Origin of the sequence: Paraburkholderia kururiensis (assembly GCF_034424375.1) — a bacterium.
GTDB classification, from domain to species: domain Bacteria; phylum Pseudomonadota; class Gammaproteobacteria; order Burkholderiales; family Burkholderiaceae; genus Paraburkholderia; species Paraburkholderia kururiensis_A.
The window spans coordinates 4354187-4376245 of record NZ_CP139965.1 but is presented as its reverse complement, the minus strand read 5'-3'; the positions used below and the strand labels follow the sequence as shown (position 1 = coordinate 4376245).

Genomic DNA, 22059 nt, shown 5'->3' with positions numbered 1-22059 from the left:
CGCGCGTCTTGCGGGTCTCTTACTCTTCGAGCAGCGCGTCGGCCGGTGCCGTCTCGCGCTGGCTGCGCGTAGCGAGAAAGTACACGTAACCGAGCGCCATGAACGCCGCGAACACCAACGCTACTTCGAGGTTGAAGTACACCATCGTCGCGAGCGAAATCACGGCGGCAACGAGCGCGAACGCCGGGAAGAACGGGAACAGCGGGGCGCGGAACGGGCGCTCCATGTTCGGGTCGGTACGGCGCAGCTTGAAGAGCGCCAGCATGCTCACGATGTACATGACGATAGCGCCAAACACCGACATCGTCACGATGTTCGCCGTGAGCGTCTGGCCCGCGAACTGAATCAACTCGTCGCTATAGATGGCCGCGATACCAATCACACCGCCCGCCAGAATCGCACGATGCGGAGTTTTGAAGCGCGGATGCACCTTCGCGAGCCACTCGGGCAGATAGCCCGCGCGAGCCAGCGCGAAAATCTGCCGCGAGTAGCCGAGGATGATGCCGTGGAACGACGCCACGAGCCCGAACAAGCCGAGCCACACGAGCATGTGCATCCAGCCGCTGTGCTCGCCCACGATGTACTTCATGGCTTGCGGCAGCGGGTCGTTGATGTTCGAGAGTTTGGTCCAGTCGCCTGCACCGCCTGCGAACACCATCACGCCGATGGCGAGCGCAACGAGCGTCAGAATGCCCGTGACGTACGCAATGGGAATGGAACGCTTCGGGTTCTTCGCTTCCTCGGCGGCCATGGCCACGCCTTCAATGGCGAGGAAGAACCAGATCGCGAACGGGATAGCCGCGAACATGCCGTGAAACGAACCCATGCTGAAGTGATCGGCGCCGGCCCAGCCGCCCTTCGTGAAGTTCGACCATGCGAAACCGGGCGACACCACGCCCATGAACACAAGCAGCTCGAAGATGGCAAGCAGCGTGACGAAAAGCTCGAAGGCCGCGGCCACCTGCACGCCGACGATGTTGAGCGCCATAAATATGAGGTACGCCGCCATGGCCGCGTGCTTCGGTTCGAGGCCCGGAAACTGCACGTGCAGATACGCGCCGATGGCCAGCGCGATGGCCGGCGGCGCGAACACGAATTCGACGAGCGTCGCGGCCCCCGCGATGTAACCGCCCACCGGACCGAACGCGTGCCGCGCGTAGGCGAACGGGCCGCCCGCGTGCGGAATCGACGTGGTGAGTTCCGTGAAGCTGAAGATGAACGTGGTGTACATCGCGGCGATGAAGATCGCCGTCACGACGAAGCCGAGCGTGCCCGCGCTTGCCCAGCCATAGCTCCAGCCGAAATACTCGCCGGAAATGACGAGCCCCACCGCTATACCCCACAGCTGCCACGTACCCAGCGTCTGCTTCAGCTCATGATGCGAGACCTGCCCTACATGCTGGCCCTTCGACTCTGCTTTCATCGGTATCTCCCCTGACGTTGCGGCCCGGCGCCCCACGCGGACCGACAGCCTTGGGCGGATAGTAGAAAGCCATAAATCGAGGCGTTATCGAAAATCGGCAAACCTGTGCTGCATCGCCGTACCGCTTTTTATGGAGCGGCTGCTTATTGCGCGTCGCCGGGCGCTTCGATTTCGGCCTTCGCCTTGCGGTCTACCGCATGGCGCCAGCGCGCGCCGAACGTGAGGTTGTGCAGCCAGATGGTGAGTACGCCCATGAAGGTTTCGTACGAGCCCGCTGCCGCGTAGGCGATCGGCACATGCAGAAACAGCGGGCCGAGCAGCGCGCCCATCGCGGGCGCCGAATAGGTGCCGAGCGTAAGACCGAGCCGCGCAGGGTTCACGCCCATCGCTTCCTTCATGCCGGCGCGCCACGCTTCGAGCCGCCCTGCGGGCGCGCTCTGGTTCAGCAATGACTCGATGGCCTGCGGGCTGTCCAGTTGCCTCATTTGCGCGACGATGCGTTCGCGTTCGGCGCGGTCGGCACCGCATTGGTCGAGGGCCGCATCCACGATGCGCGCGAGCTCTTCCGGCGAGGGGTTTTCTGCCGCGAGCGCATCCAGCCGTTCACGTGTGGCGGCATCGAGCACGATGCGCTCGGGCAATTTGCCTTCGCGCTCCAGCTTCCGGTAGTTATCCGCGAAATATTTCACGGACATGAGCCCGGTTGCCGCCGAGAGCATCACGGCGCCGGTGGAAAACAGCGCGCCGCCCGCGTGATCGCCCACGGTATGCGAGACCTCGTCGATGGAATTCGCCGCGAACAGCGCGAGCACCGCGACAGGCGCGAGCGTGGCGATACGCTTGCGCATCTCGTCGTTGCTCATGCCCGCGCCGCGCAACGCGGAGAGTTCGGCACCTTCGGCCATGACGTCGTCGGCCGATGCGGCGAGGAACTTCGCGAAGCCGCCCATGTGCAGCGCGTCCTGCACCACTTCCACGGTGGGCGCCATGACGGCGAGCGAGGTGAGAATGGCGCGCGCGCCTTCGGACGTGCGGTTCGCGTCGTCGGCACTCAAACGTCGCAGCGCGTATTCGCGGCCGAACGTGCCGGCGAGCAATGTGTTGAGCCGCGCGAGATCGGCCTGCGTGCGCGCATCGTGCTCGCCGCCGGACGCAGAAACGCTCAACACGTCCGACGAAAAATCGCGAATGAGGTCGACGGGCGTGTCGAAGTCTTCGTCGTCGGCAAGCGCGTCGCCCGACATCTGCGTGAGAACTGCGCCGCGAAAACCCTCTCGCGCCTGCGGGCGTGCTTTTTCGAGCGCGCGGCCCAACTGCTTGCCGCTCTCTTCGCGCAGGCGTTCGAGATCGCTGTCCAGCACCTTCGGGCGCACACCGGCGCGCACGAGTCCAGGCAACCACGTGGTGACGAACTTGTGCTGCGAGTGCGTTGCCACGTGGCGGATCGCGTCGAGCACGGCGTCCGGCGTCTGCGAACAGCGCACGACGTGCAGCGTGGTGCCCTGCGCATAAAGACGCTCCACGATCTGTGCCGCCTCCGGATACATTTCGACGAGCGCCGCCATTTCCATGGGCATTTCGTCGCTGTCGGCATCGAACGATTCGCGCTCGAAGTGCGCTGCGACGAACTCCTCGGCCTCGGGCCCGCTCGTCACGCCGAGTGTGCTCCACCGATCGCGCCGCGCCTGCAATGCTTCGCGCTCCGGCTGCGGCAGTGCAGCCAGCACGTCGGCGGGCACGTTGAGCATGTGGCCCGCGTCGAACGACGTTTCGTGCTGGCCATCGTGCGTCGCGATCTTGAATCCCTGAGTCCACGCGGGACCACCAGACGCCTCGTGCACCGCGTGCAGGCCTGCACGCTGCTGCGGGCTGAGTGCACCGAACCAGTCGGAGAGCGCATTGCGCTGGGCCCATTCGTCGTGCTCCCAGACGGCTCGCTCGTGCAGATGCGCGACCACGTCTTTCATGCGCTCGTCGCAACTCTTCATGCGCGGCACGACGCGGCGTACGGTGTCTGCGCTGCGGCGAAAGAACGGTGCGCGTTCATAGCCGAGCACATAAGCGATGTCGCGCGCGGAGAGCTTCACCTCGGCCGCATTGGCCGTGGAGAGCAATGTGATGGCGCGGCTCAGTTCTTCGCGGCCCGCGGTGGTATCGAAGGGAGGCGGCAGCGAAGGCGTGGCGTAAGCTTGCGGCTCATCCGCGTCGTTCTCATCTTCGTCACGCGAGCCGCCTGCGATGGGAAAGATCGGACCACGTGCGCCGGTGCCTATGGCGGCGAGACCCGTGCGCGGGTCGATGGCGGTATAGCCCTTCGGCAAGCCGGTCTTCGCGTCGGCAGCGATCAGCGCGTAGCGTGTCGTTCCGCTTGCTGCGTCGTAGTGCATCGCGAGGTAGGCGTCGGTGCCTGCAGGCTTCACGAGTTCGCCGCCCGGTGCCGCGAAAAGTGCCTCTCTGTCGACCGAGTAGCCCAGGCTCGATACACGAACCATCGGCACAGTGCCCTGTTCATCGAGCAATGCACGGTTGGCGGCAGCGCTTTCACGCAGCCGTGCAGCGCCGGTCATGGCGGGCACAACGCGCGCGCCGTTCGCCGCGATGCTGACGAAATGCGTGAGAGCGGGTGCGGGCTGTGAGGGCTGCGGCGACTTCGATCTGGCCGACAGAGGCACCGGCAGCGAGGAGGTGCGCCGAAGCGACGTGGGGCGATTCGACGAAGCGCCTGCTGCCGCCGCGGTCTCTCGCTCAACCGATACCCCGTTGCGCTGCCCACGCGGACTCGGACCGAGCGCCGCAAGCCCGGCGCCGACCGCAGGCCGCTGCATGGGTGCGGGAGGGTCAGCGTTGTCTCCCGGTGCGGCGAGGTCGTTGTTGTTCTGCGCGCCAATATCCTTCGCGGCACCGCCGCCCGAATTTACTTTCATATTGGATTCCTTACTAATGGTCGGGTGGTGTATCGCGGTACCGGGTCGAGCCGTGCACGCAGCGTGGCTCGCGTGACGCCTCCATACGTCACGCGAGCCACGTCGTGCCCGCTCACGACAAGCGGCGGGCACGTTCGCGTCGTGCCGACAGACGTCAGAAATCGTTCTGCTGGTTCAGGTCGCCCGCGCTCACCGTCACGTCCGACGACGAGAACGTGACGTTGCCGCCGTCGCCCGTCTGCCCCTTCACCGCATGACCCGAGAGCAGCGCGAGCGGATTGCCGCCGTCCTGCAGGCGCTCGATCTCTTTCGTAGCGCCGGAATTCAGCGTGACGTTGCCTTGCGAATCGATCACGCCTACCGAATCGCCGCTCTTGTTGTAGAGGTTGCCGTTCGAGTCTTCCTGCAGATGCAGCGCCTCGCCGCCCGCCTTCGAATTGATCTTCACATCGTGCAAGCCCTGTCCGTTCGGCGCGCCGGTGCCGGCAGTCGAAGGCCGGCCCGAGAAATTGACCGGCGTGTACGGAGTTTGGGACTGCCCTGTCGTCGTCGCGCCGCCCTGTTGGGGCAACTGCCCGGTGCTCGGCAGATTGGTGGGCGTGCTTGCGCTGTTCGTGTCCGACAGCAGCTTCTCGATGTCCTGAAGAATCTCTTCGGTGAAGCCCGCGTTGTTCGATCCGCCCGTCTCGAACGACGGCTGCGTTTGCGAATTCAGATATTGGGTTGTGATGGCGTTCGTGCTCATGGAGTTCTCGCAAAGGTTGACACAGTGGGTCAGCAAGACAAACCGGACAATGAAAGGCAGGCGGCCCGCGCGCGGACATCGCCCCATCGCATAGCGTAGAAACTGCCCGTGGCAAAGCGATGCGCGACGCGAAGCGAGGTTCCGCGCTGCGAAACGTTGTAGCGATCGTGGTGACGGCGCGCGAGGCGTTCCGCGCTCGTCGCAGGCGCGCTTTAAACGCCGCGCGGCGCGTTCGTTGCATCGATTCGTTCCGGCATGCGCGGCTTCGCATGTCATACGCGGGCAGCGCACCTCGGCAAGAGAATCAGAGACCGGCCTTGCGAACGGCGGGTGCAGGCGCGCGCGTGCTGCCCGCGTTCGCATTCGCAATTGCTCACGATGCTCGATATTCAATGCGATCCTGTGGTGCTCGGCGTGCTGCTCTCGGTCTTCGCCGCGGGGCTGCGTATCGGCGCACACGCGGAGCTTGAAGAGCTGCTCATCGTCTTGCGCCTGCTGCATCCGAAGCCCGCCGCCGTGGACATCTGCGAAGTGCGTCTGCTGATCGCAAGGCGCCGCTGGGTGGATGCATTGCGGCTGCTGCGGCAGATGGAGGAACAGGGCAACGGCTCTCCCGTGGTCTGGGCGCTCCAGGGTTGGTGCCTTTACGTGATGCGCGATACGGACTGGCGACGTTGCGTGTCTGCCGTGCTGCGCGCCGGCGAGCCGACGGCGCTCGCCATTACCGCGCGATTCCTCGAAGTGCCCGATGCCGGCGACGCCACCGCCGCGCACATCGCCGACGCGATGGAACGAGGCCGGCGCATCGGTGCGCGGCTCGTGCAGCGCTGGTGACACGCGCACGCATCCACGTTTCAGTGCTCCCCGCAACGTCGCGCGCCGGTCTTCGCTAGAATCATTCGCGAACGCCCACCGCCACGCATAGATGGTGCAACGCACCGAACGGGGACCACGCCATGAGCGACACGAGCAACGCACACGCATTTCGTCCTGCACTCCAACGCGCGCTGGATCATTCACTCGATTACCTGGAAGCACTCGAGGAAAACCCCGTGGCCGCAACAGCGAGCCTTTCCACTTTGCGCGAACGTCTGGCAAAACCGCTCGGCGATGAAGGCGTCACTGCCGAACGCGTAATCGACGATCTCGTGCAAGACACGACGGGCGGCATCGTGGGCAGCGCGGGGGGACGCTTCTTCGGCTGGGTGATCGGCGGATCATTGCCCGCTGCGCTCGCGGCCGACTGGCTCACGAGCGCCTGGGACCAGAACGCCGCATCGTTTTCGTGCGCGCCCGCCGAGGCGGTGGTGGAAGAAGTGTGCGGCACGTGGCTCAAGGAACTGCTCGGTTTGCCGGCGCATGCCAGCTTCGGCCTCACGAGCGGCTGCCAGATGGCGCATGTCACCGCGCTTGCCTCCGCGCGTCATGCGTTGCTCGCGCATCGCGGCTGGGACGTGGAACGCGATGGCCTGTTCGGTGCGCCCGCCATCCGTCTGCTGAGTAGCGATCAATTGCACGGCAGCATCTCGCAAGCCACGCGGCTGATCGGCATGGGAACGGGCGCGGTGCAGACTTTGCCTTGCAACGACACCGGGCAGCTCGATGCAGCCGTGCTCGAAGCGGCACTTCAACAAGCCCCCGATGCGCCGACCATCGTGTTGCTGCAAGCGGGCGATCTCAACATCGGCGCTTACGATTGCTTCGCCGAACTCATTCCACTGGCACACCGCTACCGCGCGTGGGTGCATGTGGATGGTGCGTTCGGCTTGTGGGCGAATGCGAGCCCGCGTTACAGGCATCTGCTCGCGGGCGTCGAACACGCGGACTCGTGGACCACGGACGGCCACAAGTGGCTCAACGTCCCCTACGACAGCGGCTACGCGTTCGTTGCGCATCCCGAAGCGCACCAGCGCACCATGGGCTATCAGGCGAGCTACATCAGCTACAACGAACAGGTGCGCGAGCAGAAAGATTGGAGTCCAGAATGGTCTCGCCGCGGACGCGGCTTCGCCACTTACGCCGCGTTACGGCAACTGGGACGCGGCGGTGCGGCGAGCCTGATCGAACGCTGCTGCGAAGCCGCGCATGCAATCGTGACGGGCGTTGCAGCGCTGCCCGGTGCGCAACTCATGTGGGAACCGCAAATCAACCAGGGGCTCGTGCGCTTTCTGAGCCCGAAGCCGAACGCAACCGAGAGCGACCACGACCAGTGGACGGACGCCGTGACAGCGGCCATACTCGCAAGCGGGGAAGCGCTATTCAGCAACACGACATGGCGCGGCAAGCGGTGCATGCGCACATCTGTCTGCAACTGGCAGACCGATGACGAGGACGTGAAGCGATCGATAGCCGCTGTAGCCAGCGCGCTGCGACAGCGCCAGGCGTGAGCAAACGGCGCGCTTCGTGCGCGTCAAAGCACCTTCGCCGCCGAATGCCACAACTGCATCAGTTCATCGAACTGCGTGATGAGCTCATAGCTCAAGAGGAAAGCGAGCATGTAGCCCGGTCCGGGAAAACGCTCCACGCCATAAAGAATGGGACGGGCGATGCGTGTCCTCACCACGTCGCGCGTGAGCACGCAGGTGATGACAATGCCGATCACCGCACCCGCAATCACGTCAGTGGGATAGTGCAAGCCGAGATACACGCGCGGCGCACAGATGAATACCGCGGTGTAGATCAACGCGAGCGTGCCGATGCCGCGCCACACGAGGAAGATGCCTGTGGCAATGGCGAACCACAGCATGGCGTGATCGCTGGGAAACGAACTCCACGTTCGCATCACGCTATCGCCCAGACCTACAGCGGGGAAGTCGAGATGAAGAGTCGTGTCGTAGATGGGCCGCTCGCGAAACGGCAGGGCGTGCGCAAGAAGGCGACCCGTCATGAGCGCAATGAAACCGCTCGCGATTGTGACCACCACCATTTCGCGCGCCCATTCGCGGCGCTCGCCGGGCGTGAACCAGATCCACCACAACGCGGCAATCAGCATGAGGCCCTTGAAGAGATACAGGGCCGCGATCGTTCTGATGGCGTGATTGATTATCGCGGAGTGGGCTGCGTGGTTGACGACGAAGGTCTGGACTACTGTATCGAAACCGCTCACTTTGACGTCCTGAGTTGCCATGGAAAATAAACGAGGTCTTGTTCTCGTGTTTTCCTCTCGCCGTCCCCGTCAAAAGATTGCGCACTCGCTGCTGCATTGCGCAACCGTGGCACGTACAGATCGCCGTGTGGTGAGGGTCGATGATACGGTCAAAGGCTTAGCCGACAGGCATAAAAATCGTAACGGGGGGTAACGGGAAAGCGAGGCGGGCGTGCACACACAAAGTGCGCTCGTTGTTTTACGCATCGAAAGCAGGCCATTGGCATCGGCGATCAAACGGCCCACAACCTCAACGCATTCCCGATCACCGAGACCGAACTCAGCGCCATCGCCGCGCTCCCAATAATGGGGCTCAGCACAATGCCGGGTCACGAGTAGAGAGCGCCCGCTGCAATGGGAATGCTCACCGCGTTGTACGCGAACGCGAGGAACAGGTTCTGGTGAATGTTCCTCATTGTCGCCACGCTCAGCGCGCGCGCAATGCCGCGCACCTGTGCGAGTGCGGGCGCGTCGTTGACGCCGTCGCCGGCCATCGCCACCACGTGGCCCTCCGCCTGAAGCGCCTGCGCGTGCTTGTATTTGTCTTCAGGCAGCACGCCCGCCTTCACGCCATGCAGAGCCAATGCCTTTGCCACGGCATTCGCCGTGACAGGGTTGTTGCCCGTGAGCATCACGATACGCACTCCCGATGTTTTCAGCATGCACCGCGGCGATCACCGCGGCTAAGTCCACGGACACGCTCAAAAAACGGCAAAGAGCCCGATTGACCTGCATCAACAGCGTCCGATACCGGCCGCGTAGCGTGTTAGCAGTTGCGCCTGTGCTGAGGGCAGCGGACACCTGGGCCGCTGCATGCTTCGCGCTCGCCGGAACGGCGATGCGTTCCTTGCGGAATCCGAATATGTGGACACGTGCATTGTTTAGCCTGTTGCTGCTGGCCATCGTCGCGGCGTTGCCCGGATGCGGCTACAACGCCATCCAGACCGAAGATGAACAGGTGAAGGCGAGTTGGTCGGAAGTGCTGAATCAGTATCAGCGCCGCGCAGACCTTGTGCCGAACCTCGTCAACACGGTGAAGGGATACGCGAATCAGGAAAAGGACGTGCTTACGCGCGTGACCGAGGCGCGAGCGCAGGTGGGTTCCATTCAGGCCACACCTGGCCTTATTTCGGATTCCCAGGCATTTGCGAAGTTCGAGGCTGCTCAGGGGCAACTCACGTCGTCCCTTTCCCGATTGCTGGTGGTGTCGGAGAACTATCCCCAACTGAAATCGGACGCGAATTTCAGAGACTTGCAGGCACAGCTCGAAGGAACGGAAAACCGTATTGCCGTCGCGCGAAACCGCTATATCAAGGCGGTGCAGGCGTACAACGTCACCATTCGATCGTTTCCCAGCAACCTCACCGCGAAGGCCTTCGGCTATCAGGAACGACCCAATTTCTCGGTGAGTAACGAAGCCGAAATCTCGAAACCGCCGCGCGTGGACTTCGGCACCACGCCGGCATCTGCGGGCGGAGCGTCCAATTGAACGGGGTTCGCCTTGTGATTGCGCTCATCGTCGCGTTGGTCGCGCTCGTGGGCGCGCCCGCTTACGCCGATGCACCGGTGCCGGCGCTGGCGGCTCGCGTCACCGACGAAACGGGCACGCTCACCGGCGAGCAAAAGACTACGCTCGAACAGTCGCTCAGAGACTTCGAGACCCAGAAAGGCGCACAGATCGCCGTGCTGATCGTTCCCACTACGGCACCTGAAACGATCGAGCAGTATTCGATTCGCGTGGTCGAGCAGTGGAAACTCGGGCGCAAGAACGTGGACGATGGTGTGCTGCTGATCGTGGCGAAGAGCGATCGCACCTTGCGTATCGAGGTGGGCTATGGCCTTGAAGGCGCACTCACGGACGCCACGAGCAACCGCATCATCAACGAGACCATCGTGCCGCGCTTCAGGAAGGGCGATTTCTATGGCGGCATCTCGGCGGGCGTCGACAGCATCATGCGCGTCGTGAGCGGCGAGCCATTGCCTGCACCGCCCGCACAGAAACGCAGCAGCGACGGCGCCGGGCGTTTGTTACCCGTGCTTTTCCTGCTCACCGTGGTGGCCGGCGGCATATTGCGCGCGATATTGGGACGACTTCCGGGGGCGCTCGTGACAGGCGGCGTGATCGGCTTTCTCGCGTGGCTGCTTTCCGGTGCGATGCTCGTCGCCATCGCGGCCGGCGCGATTGCGCTGCTGTTCACGCTGCTGGGCAGCGGAATGGGCGCCTACGTAGGTGGGCGGTCCATTGGCGGCGGGCGATTCGGTGGCGGTTCGAATCGCGACATCTTTCGCGGCGGCGGCGGTGGGTTCGGCGGCGGCGGCGCCTCGGGCAGGTGGTAGCGATGAACGTGAAGCGTCTTCTCACGCACCTCTTCATGACGCGTTGGCGAGTCAACGCGGCGTTCCCGGGCGCGTCGCTGCAGGCCATCGAGAAAGCCGTGCACGAAAGCCATCGAATGCATGCGGGCCAGATACGCTTCGCCGTTGAAGGCGCCTTGCACAGCGGCGCGCTGCTCAAAGGCCTGTCCGCACGCGAGCGCGCTATCGACGTGTTCTCCGAACTACGTGTCTGGGACACCGAACACAACAATGGCGTTCTGATTTATCTGCTTCTGGCGGATCGCGACGTGGAGATCATCGCCGACCGCGGTATCGACGCGAAGGTCGACCGCGAAGAATGGGAGACCATCTGTCGCGCAATGGAAGCCGAATTCGGGCGCGGAAACTACCAGACCGGTGTGATGCATGGAATTGCGCAGGTCACGCAACTGCTGAAGACGCACTTCCCGGCGCATCGTCCTCCGCGCGAAGAACTGCCGAGTTATCCGGTAGTGCTTTGACGTGGCTAGATAGTCTGGATGCCTTACTATCGGATCGAGCCTACTAGCGTGATCTCGATCCGCTCCTTTCCCTTGCCTGTATTTTTGCGCTTGAGCTTCAAGGCGCCAACTTCACCCGTCGATTTCGGATGCGTGCCGCCGCACGCCATCGAGGCAAAGCCATGGACTTTCCAGTATCGACGCTGTGTTTCCACATCGCTGTAATCGGTCACGATGGCCAGGTCGCGCCTCGTCAAATCCGATGCTGCCTGCACGATCTCGGGAAACAGCGACGAGAGATTCTCATCGCTCGCGAAGTCGATACGCGCCTTGTCTTGCGCGATATGCGCACCAATGCGCTCGATGCCTGGCCTGAATCGATACACGAGTTGCAGCACCATTTCGGCTGCGAAGTGCAAACGCATGAGCAAACGCGTGGACGTCGATCCGCGCGTCTGGGGCGCCGTGTGGCAACTCGATAGACAGCTTGTCGGCGCTCCGTAGGACGCCATAGTTAATGCGACGGTGCATACTAAAAATCAAAGACTTATGCGAAGCCGCGCCACAGATGTCTTGTCGGATGCGACGGAGTTCATGCGACTGGCCTACCGTCGCGCCAAAGTAATCGCATTTTGGTGCGACCCGATTATCTCCTGCAGAAAATGCAACATAGACGGCAACTAGCGGAAAATCACGAAGGGCGGGCCGGCGGCCTGTGCTGACCCGACAGAGTTTTTCGCGTCGGACAAGGTTCGGCTGCAGCTCGCTGGGCGGCGGGGGCAAGATACGCCTGCAACTCGCATATCCGGGACCCTTAGTGGCAAGCCCTCCTGCCCGGCATTTTATGGCAGCATGCCACCAATAGAAGAGCAATCTGCCATGGAGATAACGCCATGTCCGCCGTTGAATTCCGGCCCAGCGGGAAACTGCATCCCCGTGCGGCCGAATTTTCCCTGCTCGGGGACCTGCTCCAGGCGCCTGTTCGCTCGGATGGCGACCTTGCGGCGCTTGCAGAGCAGCGAGTCAGCATCGACGTGCTTGACCGTCTGGGCGAGCGTGGCCTGAAAGCAGATGAGCTGATGTTCATCATTCCTCGTCGCACGCTGTCGCATCGTCGGCAGCATGGCGAACGCCTGTCTCCAGACGAGTCCGACAGGGCCATCCGCCTAGCAAAGATTGTGGCCCTGGCGGAAGCGGTTTTCGGCAACCGGGAAAAAGCGATGGCGTGGTTGCGTGCTCAGCAGGCGCGGTTCGCCGGCAAAACAGCGCTTGGACTTGCCGCAACCGAGCACGGTGCGCGGCTCATGGAAGACGCCCTCGTGCAGATCGACGAAGGCTACTTCGCCTGATGGATCTCTGGCGCGTCAGCAACTACGTGAATCTACAGGGCCCGTGCGGTCTTCGCGCCGCTGGCCGCTGGCACGACCGGAGGCAACCTGTCGTGTATCTCGCCGAACATCCAGCCCTCGCCTTGCTGGAAACGTCGGTCCACCACGTGATCGCCTCGATCGCAGCCCTGCCGGACAGCTATCGGTTGCTGCGGGTCGAAGCTGATGATGGCGTTGCAATGGCAGCGGTGACGTCCCCGCGCTGCCAGATGGCAGGCGAGAAATATGCAGTGGACCCAAGCAGCCCGCGGCGAGCGACTCGCTTTCGGTCAATCCGCGTTGCTGAAGGTACCGAGCGCGATCCAGTCTCAAGCGAACAATTACGTCTTCAACCTCTTCACCTAGATGCCGGCCGCATCCGCGTGACAGAGGTTCAGCGTACGGTATGGCGCGCAAATTCTCGCGCTACTTAATCAGACTTGATCCCCATCCACATAGCGTACGCCAATCGCAGCCTGCGCAGCACGATAGACGCTAAAGATCAGACGAATAGTGTCGATATTGGAGATTATCCGCGTAAAGCTGGTTGCAGCAGACTCCAGTCAGCAATGCGTCATCGGCTGTTGTCGACCAAGACCGGCGTTCAGCTACCAAGAAATGCGTTCTCGCACGGTCTCGAACAACAACGGCGTTCAAGTGTATCAGGCGATCCAATCGGTGCTAAACCCATGCGTATCGTAATGAAACGCGAATCGCCCGCTTCCACACTCCACCTCATCGAAAGACACCTAATGCGTCAAGTTCGTCGAAGAACACGCAGAGTTGATTTTGAGTCATCTCAAGTCTTTTCTCGCCCTCTCGAAACCGCCTGCTATCTTCCGTAAAAGCCTCCAAGGCAGCCCGTTGTTGCGACAGAGTCTCCTCATCCGCGCCCCCCCCGAGCATCCTCGACGTGATGTTTAAGGCGGAAAATGCCGAAGCGCCGACGACAAGTCATCATCTAGCGACAAACCGATCGACGCGGGAACGTACCGACCACGCGTCTGTGCATAAAACTGCCGTTGCAAGTCGCAAGTGCCGAAAACGTCGATGTCACCAAGGCCCTTCAAATTACCTTTGGGGGTAAGATGAAGAACTTTCGTTAAAAGATAACCGGAATCATTGGGATAACGCTCGATAACCTGACGATCATTGCCCGGCCACTCCGAAATCCGTCGCTCTATATGCTCGGTAAAAAAGACTCGTGCGGATCTATTGCTGAAGTATTCGACACCGATTCCAGCCACTCACGTCGGGCTTCTATCTGCCCTGCGACGCCCTCGACCCGCTACCTTCGGTATCAAGATCCCCCGTTCGATGCCGATATACTGCGATGCCTAGGTAATAAATACGCGCGCATACAGGGCAGCAACGGCGGTGTGCGTCCTTTTTGTAGCGACGGTGGGCGGCATCCCCCTTCAATCTGAGCTTGGTCTCGTGGGCGGATGTCCCTCATCGCCTACAGTCGCATTGAAATTCCTAAACACAGCATGGCACTCTTCTTGGACAGGTATCTCACCGAGTACGACGAGAGTCTGTCGGCCGATTCCTATATCGACCCGGTCGGTACGCTTATCATCTGGTCCGCATTCGGTCGACGGGTGTTCAATAACCGCATCAATTCGATCTCGAACGACGTCCGCAACTACACCCTGAACCTCTTTCATCACTTCCTGGTCCGAAAGCTCGTTGATGACGACGAGGCAAAGCTCAGCGCTTCGCTGCAGCAAAAGTACCAAGACAGGGGCGCCCCCCCCTTTAAACAGGCGTGCCTCATATTTCTGGAAAACCTGTTCGTCTACTCGGTACTTCATCACCAACAGATGAGGGGCGTAGAGCCGAGTGGCATTCTCGGTATTTCCAACGCGCGTCGCCGCTGGGACAAGGAGAATGGCGACCCAGCGATCGCCTTCACGCATGAACCCGCCGGCCAGATTCTGGTGCGTCAGCTCGGTCTTGGCGTGAGCGGCCGCTACAAGACACCCCTGATGGAAATCGGCTTCTTCGACGCGAGCTATCAGTACCACAAGCTCAACTTTCAGCCGCGTTGGGCTGGTGCACAAACCTTCATCGCCGGCGACCGGCACAGCTTGCTCGGCAAGCTTGAGCGTGTCGCCTACCCATTCCTTAAGCAATGCGTGGCCGAGCTACGCCATGGCGAAAAGCTTAACTTCAAGAGCGGCATACCGAAGGCGCTCGCAAAGGCTTATGTTCGGGCGTTCGCTTCGCCCAGCACAGTAGGCGAGTACGCACGTGATTTCTGGCTAACACAGACTGGGCTCGACAGCGGTGCCGCCGGCGCACTCTACACGGTGCTGGCGAATCTCGGAGAAAAACAGGTCGAATCACAGCATGTGTTGGAGCAGGCGTTGGACCATACATTTCAGCCCGAGGAAAAAGCCAAGCTTGAGCATATCGCCGAAATAGAGCCCTTCCTGTCTGACTGTATGCTGCTCTTTACGCTGATGGCAGCTGAACGCACGCATTCGATCGATGCGGTCGCCGGACATTGGAAGCGATTCGATCGCCGTGCGAATCGTCTTCCTGCCCTCGGAAAGCGAGTGGAAGAGTTCGCGAAACTGCCTTTCCTGAAAGGCAGCGAGGCTGCTCGACGTCTGATGCAATTACAGCAGGTGGCGAATGCCGGTGGCATCGAACAGCAGGTTCGCGCGCTCGCCGATTACCACGGAAAGGTTATGCAATCGCGCGGCCAGCCGGCATGGCTTGCTATTGAGCACAATGGCATCATCAAAGTGAATGCGCGCACGATGTCGCGCCCGGACCCGAGAAAATGGCAACCCGGCGCATGGTACAACCAGTACTATTTGCCCCAATTCAGGAGCTTCGTGACCGGTCTGCAAGGAGTCGGCGCATGAAGCTCCTCGCCGAATTGCAAAAGCAGGTGGGGCGCATGGGCACGCTCCGCCGGGCCTGGTTCACAAGCTTCAACACCGACATCGAGTTCGTCGAAACCTATGTCCTGCCCGCGACCCTTGGCGCGACTACGCCGCGCAACCGGATCGAATACGAGCAGTTGCAACAGGAGCTCACAAAGGAAGACATAGACTTCCGCGTGTTTTGCGATCCCCGCTTTCTCGAGACGAACCGCGTGAAACGGACCTGCATTCCGGTTCACGGTATCAGGCCGCAGCGCGAGCCGGAATGGTTCTCGGAAGCAAGTCTATTCCACGCGAAAGTCATCTACCTCGAAGATCGTGAGGGCAAGCGCGTCATCGGTGCCGGCAGCGCCAACCTCACGCTCTCGGGGTGGGGACGCAATCTCGAGGTTTTCCATTTCTTTGAAATCTCCACGTACGCGAACTACCGTGAGATCCGTCGATTCTTTGAACATCTGTGCGATGCCGCGGATATTCGCTGTACTCTGGACGAACGACGCAACTTCACCGGGAAGCCCGAGAAATGGCGCTTCGTGCACAGCTATCAGGATAAGCCGTTCCCAGAGCAACTGCTCGCCGACATGCGCGACACGGATCTCACCGTCTGGTCACCCTATCTTCCGCGCGATCTCGCCGGCTTCATCGCAAAACTGCAAGTAGCTTCGGGTGCCGATGGCCTGCGCGTGCATTTGGTCCCAGACCGCATAGAGGGAAGGTATCTGCGTACGCAGTGGAGCGACGAGCTGTCCCGAATGAAGGCGGATCAGCGCCTAACCTTTTACGACAGCCCGGTGATGCGGCACGCGAGCACCGATCTCTGCCATGCCAAGCTATGGAAACTTCCCGGCAAGCTAGCTGTGGGCTCATGGAACTTCACGGGCCCAGGGTCGAACTGCCTGCGCGACGATCAAGGCGGCTGGAGCCTGGATAACAACGTCGAAGCAGGATTCATCATCGACGACCTCAACGACTGGCGCGAGGCTACCGGTAAACCACTCGATCTGGGGGCAAGTGATTGCGCCACGGCAGATCTGCTCGACAAGGAAGGCCTTTTCGTGAATTCGCTGCCGCCGTTTGACCTTCATATCAGCTTCGACTGGCATGCGCAGGCCTACGCATTCCACGGCACATGGCTCGGTGACGAGCAACGAGATGGCTACTCCGTTCGTCTTCCCGGGGTAGCAGAGGCAGTGCCCCTCGTCTGGAACACGCGCCGTTCGCCGGAGCAGCCCGATCACCTATCTGTGGACGACTGTGCGCTGCTGCGCGACCGAGTTTTCAAGGTCATACGGGCCGGTAGGGAAATCCAGCGAGGGTTGGTCAGCGAGCTGCATGTCAAGTCCCGGCGGGCGCAGGCATTTGATACGCTGCAGGATCTGCTCGAAGCCTTCGTACATGGCGACGACCCCCAGTCCGTGCACGATCTGCCGTTCCGCACCCAGCTAGACACCGATGCCTTCGCGGACAACCCTCTGGCCGTAGCTGTAGACGAGGACGCGCCACTGAATGGCGACGCGTCGCCACCTGGCGACATCAGCTACTTCCGGTTGTTTCAGTCGATACATGCCTACCAGCAAAACCTTTTGAAGCTGGAGAGGCTCGAGGCTCTGGACAGCCACGTATTCTTCTGGCCGGGATGCCTGCTAGAGCTTGTCGGCAAAACCCGTGAGGAGCTCCAGAAGTCTGGCCGCGAAGTCTTCAAGTGGTTTCTTGCGAACGAAGTGTACTCGCTCTGCCAGTGTGCGCACTCGCGGCGCCGCTCGCTCGTTCGAGGCTCGAAGGAACGAGAGCCCCTTTACACTGCCGTTCCCGAGACTCGTTGGCGGGAATTGGCCTTTCAGCTCCCCGGTTTACCAAGGGGGGTATCGGCTCAATACTCCGACCTTGTAAGGAATCAGTGTCGCTATGGCTAAACAATGGGGCGGGCTGCGACCAGAACAGGTCACACAGTGGATCAACTTCGATGCGCAAGATTCCGAGTGGCGCTATGTGCTCAAAGCGCCACCCAGTATGGCGTCGCAGCAGACTGAAGGCGTCGCACATCTGTGGAATCTGCTGTCGAGGCATGGCGTAGCGTTGCTCGCGGACGAAGTGGGTATGGGCAAGACCTTCCAGGCGCTTGGCGTAGCAGCGTTGTTGTGGAGGATGAAGCCCGATGCGAAGGTGCTTGTAATGGCACCGAACCGTGATATCTGTGCGCACTGGAAGCGTGAGCTCACCGCGTTTGTTCGTTTCCACTATCGCGAGGCCGACGAGCGCGTAAAAGCTTCCGGGTCTGGGCGGCCTGTGCCCGAAGTCGAGTTTTACTCTCAGCTCAGGGATCTGGCTGCGGCGATTGAATGTCGTGCGACGCAAGCGCCCCCCACAAACCTCTACCTGACGACCATCCGTTCGCTCAGTCTGCTCGTGGATGCCACTGACCAGCAGCGCGACAAGCTCGCGACAGCGAAAAGAGCCGCACGTGAGATGCACGAGCGAATTCTAAGCGCTCTCGACAACCATGGTTTCGATCTCGTCATCGTCGACGAGGCGCATTACTTCCGTAACCCGCAAGGTGGATCGCAGCGCGCGGCAGCGGCAAAGGAGTTCTTCGGTCAGGGCCCGCACCGCATTGCACAACGCGCGTTACTGCTGACAGCGACCCCGAGCCATACTAACCTCCGCGATGTCGCGAATATTCTCAGCTACTTCATCGGGATGGACGAGGCTGCACGCAACCAGCCCGCAGAGGAGCTGATGCGCAAGTACGCTCTGCGTCGCTTCCGGATCATGGCGGGCAATGGCGTCGGCTACATGAAACATCAATACCGACGCGAGGAGGCCACGCCCTGCGACTTCGCGGGACGCCCAGAGGCAGAGATGTTCTTCGCGCTCTACCAGCGCAGACTGATTCACGATCTCGGCGTTCTAGACGAGAAGCGTCGCGTGCTATACGGCTTCCTTGAGGGCTTCGAGTCGGCCGGCGTGCCGGTTCGAACGCTCGCCGCGCAGGAACGCGAGGAGGACCAGCCCCAAGACGAATGCGCGAAAGACTTTAGCACCGCCGACGATACGCAACTGTTGCGCGGTATGAGCATGGATTACCGCGGGATTTTCGGCCATGCGCCAGATCACCCAAAGTACGGCAGGCTCGTAATGCGATGCGCACCACAGGGGCTGTTTCCCATGGCAGCCGATCGCGAGCTGCACGAAGACAAGCACCTAGTCTTCGTCAGGCGGATCCCGTCCGTGCGCGAGCTGACCAAGCGCATCAACGAGCACTATGACCGGCTGCTGGCTCAGGAAATTTGTGCGGCTTGGGATCTGAGCATGAACGAGCCGCGCATTGTGCGGTGGGAGCGTCAACACTGGTCGCGCGACGGCTTCAACGAACTCATGCAGGCGCTAGTCAGGACGCAAGGTGCGATTGAATATGAGGACGTCGAGGAAGACGAAGGTGAAACCCATAGCAGGGAAGTCGACGGCGTGCCACAGGCGCAGAACGCCTACCTCGGTTCGAAGATTGCTGACCTGTTCGTGACGAAGAGGGCAAAGGATAACGAACCGCCTTCGCCACCCACCGACTGTTCGCGCTTCAGTCTTAACCTGCGCAAGACCACCAGTATCCACGCGATGTTCATGGAGCCGGCCTCCGACTATATGGCGGCCGGATACCTTTGGCATTACGAGTTTCGCCAAGGCGATAAGCCTCGCCCCGACTACACCAAGGCCGCGCTAGCGCGGCGCCTGTCGACTCACGGTATGGTCTCGCAAGACTTTCTCGAGTCATTGGCGCCAAACGGCGCCGCCATGCGTGAGTACGACGAACCCATCGAGACGCTGTGGTCGCTCGTCTTCCCGTTGCTTGATGCGAGCAGGCAGGCCCGACTTCGCCGTTGGGCCGCGGAGCGCCCCGACATCGCCGAAAACTTCGGCAATTACATTAAAGCAGGCTTCCTGTTTGCGAGCCCGGTGGTGGTAGAGCTTTACGGCTGGCATACGCGCTTCCAGAGGTCAATCGGCTCCGCGCCTTACGCAAACGTGCAGGCGCGCTACCGCGACTTCGTGGCTTACGCTCGCCAGCGTATCGCGGGCTCGCTGCTGCTCAGGTACTTCGCTGCCGCGCTGGACAGCTTCGAGCAGCTCTGCGACAAGATCATCGACCACCCAGCAGGCGACTGGCGTGCGGGCTGGCGCACGCTTACCGCGCTGTCCAGTCCCGCGTGGTACGCGAGCGGCGACTCCAGTCACCGGCAGCATCTGATTCTCGGCTTTAACAGCCCGTTCTATCCCAACACTCTGGTAGCAACGTCCGTGTTTCAGGAAGGCGTGAATCTCCATCTGCAATGTCGAAAGGTACACCACTACGGAATTGCGTGGACACCCGGCGACAACGAGCAGCGCGTTGGTCGAGTCGACCGGTTGTTCAGCAAGGTCAACTACCTACTCAAGGAGAGCGGGCCGGAGGGCATCACCCTCGATATCAACTACCCCTACCTCAAGGACAGCTTCGACGAAGACCAGGTCGGCTCGTTTATCGAGCGCAAGTATGCGGTCGAGGAGAAGATGGACCGTTGCACGCAAGGAACCTTCGAAAAACAGGTTCGGATGACCCGTCCCGGGTGGCACGAATTCCTGCGTCAGCCAATTGTGGAATCATTGATGCAACATCCATATCCGGCTAGGTTCAACGATGAGGACATACCTAGAGGAGCATATCCCGGTGCTGACTAGACGTAAACCAGATAAGGAGCCTGACCATATCGACGGCATAGAGGATTGAAATCAAACGGCCTCCGGAACTTTTCGTGTACTGCATCAGATTCACTCCTCGTATCAATCAACATGCTGGAAGATAGCCAAATGAACATTAAGAACGCCACCGTGGTGAGCCTTCTGTCAATCACAGCCCTTTGGCACGTGGCATATGCGGCTGCTCCGGCCGATCAAACCCGCCTTATATCGGATACGGCGGACCGAATCTGCGTTCAAGCGGCGACTGGCGGAACAAGTCATTCAGCCAAGTTGCAAGCCTCTGTCGGCGCGGAGCTAAGCAATTTGTTTCGCCGATTAGTAAACGCGAGGGCAAACGTCCGCGCTGAAGCGCAGGGGGAAATTCATAGCGGAGTACTTCCTGGCCAAGTTCTGACAGCGGCGGAACAAGCCAACAATTGCAAGTTAAAGGTTTTGCAGATCCTGACACCCGCTCTCCTTGGGAGAACAGGTAACGGCCGTGACGTACAGACCACGTACGGGCCCAATAGTCCGATTTTCGGCAACGTGTCTGGTGGCACGATTAATATCAACGGGAAATAAGATGAAGTATCTGATCTCATTTTCGCTTCTGGCCTGCTCTGCCGCGTCTGCACAAACTACGCATGGCAACTGCAGCCCCACTTTCGGCACCATTGGTGGGAACGCAGTTGTCAACATTTGCCCGGGCGATCGATTTTCCTCCGCTCAGGAGGCTTTTTTTGTCGCGTCGCACCCGACTACGGTGACCGTGGCTGATCTTCAATTTAAGAGTTGGTTCGAAGACGCAACAACTCCGTTCTTGACGGTGGTATTGGACAACAAGTCCGATGTTCCTGCGCTAGATGTGTCTGTGGACGTTCTCAATGAAAGAACCGGTTCTAGCTATTCCGCGCTCCGTCCTTTCAAGTTACATCAAAGCGGTGTGTTCAAACGCTTGGGCGCGCGAGCGATCTCGATTGCCGCCAAACAACAGGGGGAATACCCTCTCCTGTCTGTACCCGATCTCTGGGCGCAGGTTCATCCCGAAATTCCCGCCAACTATTGCCCATACGACGCTAGTATTTCGCTGATTGATGAAACAGAAGCGAGCGCCGCGGAATTTCAATCGTTTTTAGAGCACCGAGCGTCCGATGCGACTTCTGATAATAATGACGGGCGGCTTCATCCGAAACGTGTAACGCAGGAAATCGGCACGCTTCTCCGGATTCGCTACCGAACCATCTTTGACCAACGAGTAACGTCTTATGCTGTTGTGTTCATTCACTATGCTGATACGACCGGCCAGGGAGACGTTTGGTATCCGAGCCGGAAAGCAGTTGGTTCACTTCGCTGTATCAACAGATCAATGGAAGGTATGCCGGTAGTGAATTTCACTTCCTGAGCATCGATCACCGCGAGACAACCTTGTGCCCATTCCCGCGGAGCGAGAACATGGTAATGCCCGGTGCAGAGAAGTGGAGTTTTGGCCGAGGTTTGCCTGGGCGCCGTCTGCTTTTGGCCGAATTGTATTCTTCTCTCAGGGCGTCAACCAGCGTCGTCCTCTCCCGGTTGCTCAGGAGTGACAGGTCGACGCCCAGGTCTTTTTTTTTAGTAATTCATTCGCCCTCCTCAGCAGGTCGTGTTCAAGCTGCAGATTGCGAATGTCGCGCCGGAGCTTTTCGACCTGCCGCGCACCCTCTGCTAGCTGAGACCCTCGTCAGCGAATTCCATATGGGCCAGGAGGTCGCCCCGCCTGCGTCCATGGGCCAGATAAGCGTGCTGCCTTGACCTGTAGTGCTGAAATGCAAACCAGCTTGCAATCCGGGAGGCGCCCACATAAGCGACCTTAGTTGCCACGCTGCTCCGCACGATCGAAAATCCGCGATCCCGCTTAGAGCTACGGGAGCCTCACACGCAAACGGATAAGCTAGCCTGGTGGGCGATTTTTCCGAATTCTGAAGCCGCCTGATTCCGGCCAGCTATATGCGAATTGCGTAATATTTGTTAAATCCTTCATCGATCGGCATAA

15 protein-coding genes and 4 pseudogenes are annotated in these 22059 nt (G+C 60.7%); 12 read left to right on the top strand and 7 right to left on the bottom strand.

The annotated features are described in order from the left end of the window. Positions 1–19: 19 nt before the first annotated feature. The 3 genes from eat to U0042_RS19650 form a co-directional block, all read right to left on the bottom strand. Entirely contained in the window at positions 20–1423 is a 1404-nt protein-coding gene (eat, locus tag U0042_RS19660) for an ethanolamine permease (RefSeq protein WP_114814198.1), read from the bottom strand. 143 nt (positions 1424–1566) lie between these two features. Further along, complete coding sequence (locus U0042_RS19655; RefSeq protein WP_114814199.1) at positions 1567–4347, bottom strand: hypothetical protein; 2781 nt, start codon at positions 4345–4347, stop codon at positions 1567–1569. 154 nt (positions 4348–4501) lie between these two features. Then, positions 4502–5092 carry a hypothetical protein gene (locus U0042_RS19650; protein WP_114814200.1) on the bottom strand — a complete coding sequence of 197 codons (591 nt, stop codon included), beginning with the start codon at positions 5090–5092 and terminating at the stop codon, positions 4502–4504. Between the two features lie 378 nt (positions 5093–5470). Between U0042_RS19650 and U0042_RS19645 the strand changes: the two genes are divergently transcribed. Both U0042_RS19645 and U0042_RS19640 read left to right on the top strand, forming a co-directional pair. Further along, a complete protein-coding gene (locus U0042_RS19645) occupies positions 5471–5926 on the top strand; it encodes an HrpB1 family type III secretion system apparatus protein (RefSeq protein WP_114814221.1) in 456 nt (151 codons plus the stop codon). A 122-nt stretch (positions 5927–6048) separates the two neighbouring features. Beyond that, positions 6049–7479 (top strand): pyridoxal phosphate-dependent decarboxylase family protein, encoded by a 1431-nt coding sequence (locus tag U0042_RS19640; protein WP_114814201.1) that lies wholly within the window; start codon positions 6049–6051, stop codon positions 7477–7479. 23 nt (positions 7480–7502) lie between these two features. Here U0042_RS19640 and U0042_RS19635 read toward each other — a convergent pair whose 3' ends face one another. Then, on the bottom strand, positions 7503–8198 hold the full coding sequence (locus U0042_RS19635; protein WP_114814222.1) for a phosphatase PAP2 family protein: 696 nt from the start codon (positions 8196–8198) through the stop codon (positions 7503–7505). A 272-nt stretch (positions 8199–8470) separates the two neighbouring features. After that, positions 8471–8899 (bottom strand): annotated as a pseudogene (locus U0042_RS19630) (HAD-IC family P-type ATPase); the annotation flags it as partial. 200 nt (positions 8900–9099) lie between these two features. Here U0042_RS19630 and U0042_RS19625 point away from each other — a divergent pair. From U0042_RS19625 to U0042_RS19615, 3 genes are read left to right on the top strand one after another with little or no spacing between them, the layout of a single operon-like run. Next, complete coding sequence (locus tag U0042_RS19625; RefSeq protein WP_114814202.1) at positions 9100–9726, top strand: LemA family protein; 627 nt, start codon at positions 9100–9102, stop codon at positions 9724–9726. A 14-nt stretch (positions 9727–9740) separates the two neighbouring features. Beyond that, positions 9741–10574, top strand: coding sequence for a TPM domain-containing protein (locus U0042_RS19620; RefSeq protein ID WP_419150533.1), 834 nt, complete (start codon positions 9741–9743; stop codon positions 10572–10574). A 2-nt stretch (positions 10575–10576) separates the two neighbouring features. Beyond that, positions 10577–11074 carry a TPM domain-containing protein gene (locus U0042_RS19615; RefSeq protein WP_114814204.1) on the top strand — a complete coding sequence of 166 codons (498 nt, stop codon included), beginning with the start codon at positions 10577–10579 and terminating at the stop codon, positions 11072–11074. Positions 11075–11100: 26 nt separating this feature from the next. Here the strand turns inward: U0042_RS19615 and U0042_RS19610 are convergent. Next, positions 11101–11481: pseudogene (locus tag U0042_RS19610) on the bottom strand (alanyl-tRNA editing protein); the annotation flags it as partial. 465 nt (positions 11482–11946) lie between these two features. On the opposite strand from U0042_RS19610, the gene U0042_RS19605 reads away from it, so the two are divergent. The 7 genes and pseudogenes from U0042_RS19605 to U0042_RS19575 all read left to right on the top strand — a co-directional run bounded on the left by U0042_RS19605 (position 11947) and on the right by U0042_RS19575 (position 21432). Next, entirely contained in the window at positions 11947–12402 is a 456-nt protein-coding gene (locus tag U0042_RS19605; RefSeq protein ID WP_114814205.1) for an antitoxin Xre-like helix-turn-helix domain-containing protein, read from the top strand. Continuing rightward, positions 12399–12854, top strand: a pseudogene (locus U0042_RS19600) (RES family NAD+ phosphorylase). Before U0042_RS19605 ends, U0042_RS19600 begins: the two are co-directional and overlap by 4 nt. 1011 nt (positions 12855–13865) lie before the next feature. Next, a complete protein-coding gene (locus U0042_RS19595; RefSeq protein ID WP_232833530.1) occupies positions 13866–15296 on the top strand; it encodes a hypothetical protein in 1431 nt (476 codons plus the stop codon). After that, positions 15293–17230 carry a phospholipase D family protein gene (locus U0042_RS19590; RefSeq protein WP_114814206.1) on the top strand — a complete coding sequence of 646 codons (1938 nt, stop codon included), beginning with the start codon at positions 15293–15295 and terminating at the stop codon, positions 17228–17230. Before U0042_RS19595 ends, U0042_RS19590 begins: the two co-directional genes overlap by 4 nt. Beyond that, positions 17223–20030: an SNF2-related protein gene (locus tag U0042_RS19585; RefSeq protein ID WP_114814207.1), complete on the top strand. Its 2808-nt coding sequence runs from the start codon at positions 17223–17225 to the stop codon at positions 20028–20030. The genes U0042_RS19590 and U0042_RS19585 overlap by 8 nt, the downstream gene beginning before the upstream one ends. A gap of 129 nt (positions 20031–20159) precedes the next feature. Next, positions 20160–20612 carry a hypothetical protein gene (locus U0042_RS19580; protein ID WP_157977885.1) on the top strand — a complete coding sequence of 151 codons (453 nt, stop codon included), beginning with the start codon at positions 20160–20162 and terminating at the stop codon, positions 20610–20612. Position 20613: 1 nt separating this feature from the next. Continuing rightward, positions 20614–21432, top strand: coding sequence for a hypothetical protein (locus tag U0042_RS19575; RefSeq protein WP_157977886.1), 819 nt, complete (start codon positions 20614–20616; stop codon positions 21430–21432). A 124-nt stretch (positions 21433–21556) separates the two neighbouring features. Here the strand turns inward: U0042_RS19575 and U0042_RS19570 are convergent. Continuing rightward, a pseudogene (locus tag U0042_RS19570) lies at positions 21557–21720 on the bottom strand (IS3 family transposase); the annotation flags it as partial. Positions 21721–22059 lie beyond the last annotated feature (339 nt).

Coding starts and splice junctions, on each gene's coding strand:
- U0042_RS19650 (WP_114814200.1), bottom strand. CDS start 5,092: ATGAGCACGAACGCCATCACAACCCAATATCTGAATTCGCAAACGCAG.
- U0042_RS19625 (WP_114814202.1), top strand. CDS start 9,100: ATGTGGACACGTGCATTGTTTAGCCTGTTGCTGCTGGCCATCGTCGCG.
- U0042_RS19655 (WP_114814199.1), bottom strand. CDS start 4,347: ATGAAAGTAAATTCGGGCGGCGGTGCCGCGAAGGATATTGGCGCGCAG.
- U0042_RS19615 (WP_114814204.1), top strand. CDS start 10,577: ATGAACGTGAAGCGTCTTCTCACGCACCTCTTCATGACGCGTTGGCGA.
- U0042_RS19595 (WP_232833530.1), top strand. CDS start 13,866: ATGTCCCTCATCGCCTACAGTCGCATTGAAATTCCTAAACACAGCATG.
- U0042_RS19640 (WP_114814201.1), top strand. CDS start 6,049: ATGAGCGACACGAGCAACGCACACGCATTTCGTCCTGCACTCCAACGC.
- U0042_RS19585 (WP_114814207.1), top strand. CDS start 17,223: ATGGCTAAACAATGGGGCGGGCTGCGACCAGAACAGGTCACACAGTGG.
- U0042_RS19580 (WP_157977885.1), top strand. CDS start 20,160: ATGAACATTAAGAACGCCACCGTGGTGAGCCTTCTGTCAATCACAGCC.
- U0042_RS19645 (WP_114814221.1), top strand. CDS start 5,471: ATGCTCGATATTCAATGCGATCCTGTGGTGCTCGGCGTGCTGCTCTCG.
- U0042_RS19575 (WP_157977886.1), top strand. CDS start 20,614: ATGAAGTATCTGATCTCATTTTCGCTTCTGGCCTGCTCTGCCGCGTCT.
- eat (WP_114814198.1), bottom strand. CDS start 1,423: ATGAAAGCAGAGTCGAAGGGCCAGCATGTAGGGCAGGTCTCGCATCAT.
- U0042_RS19605 (WP_114814205.1), top strand. CDS start 11,947: ATGTCCGCCGTTGAATTCCGGCCCAGCGGGAAACTGCATCCCCGTGCG.
- U0042_RS19590 (WP_114814206.1), top strand. CDS start 15,293: ATGAAGCTCCTCGCCGAATTGCAAAAGCAGGTGGGGCGCATGGGCACG.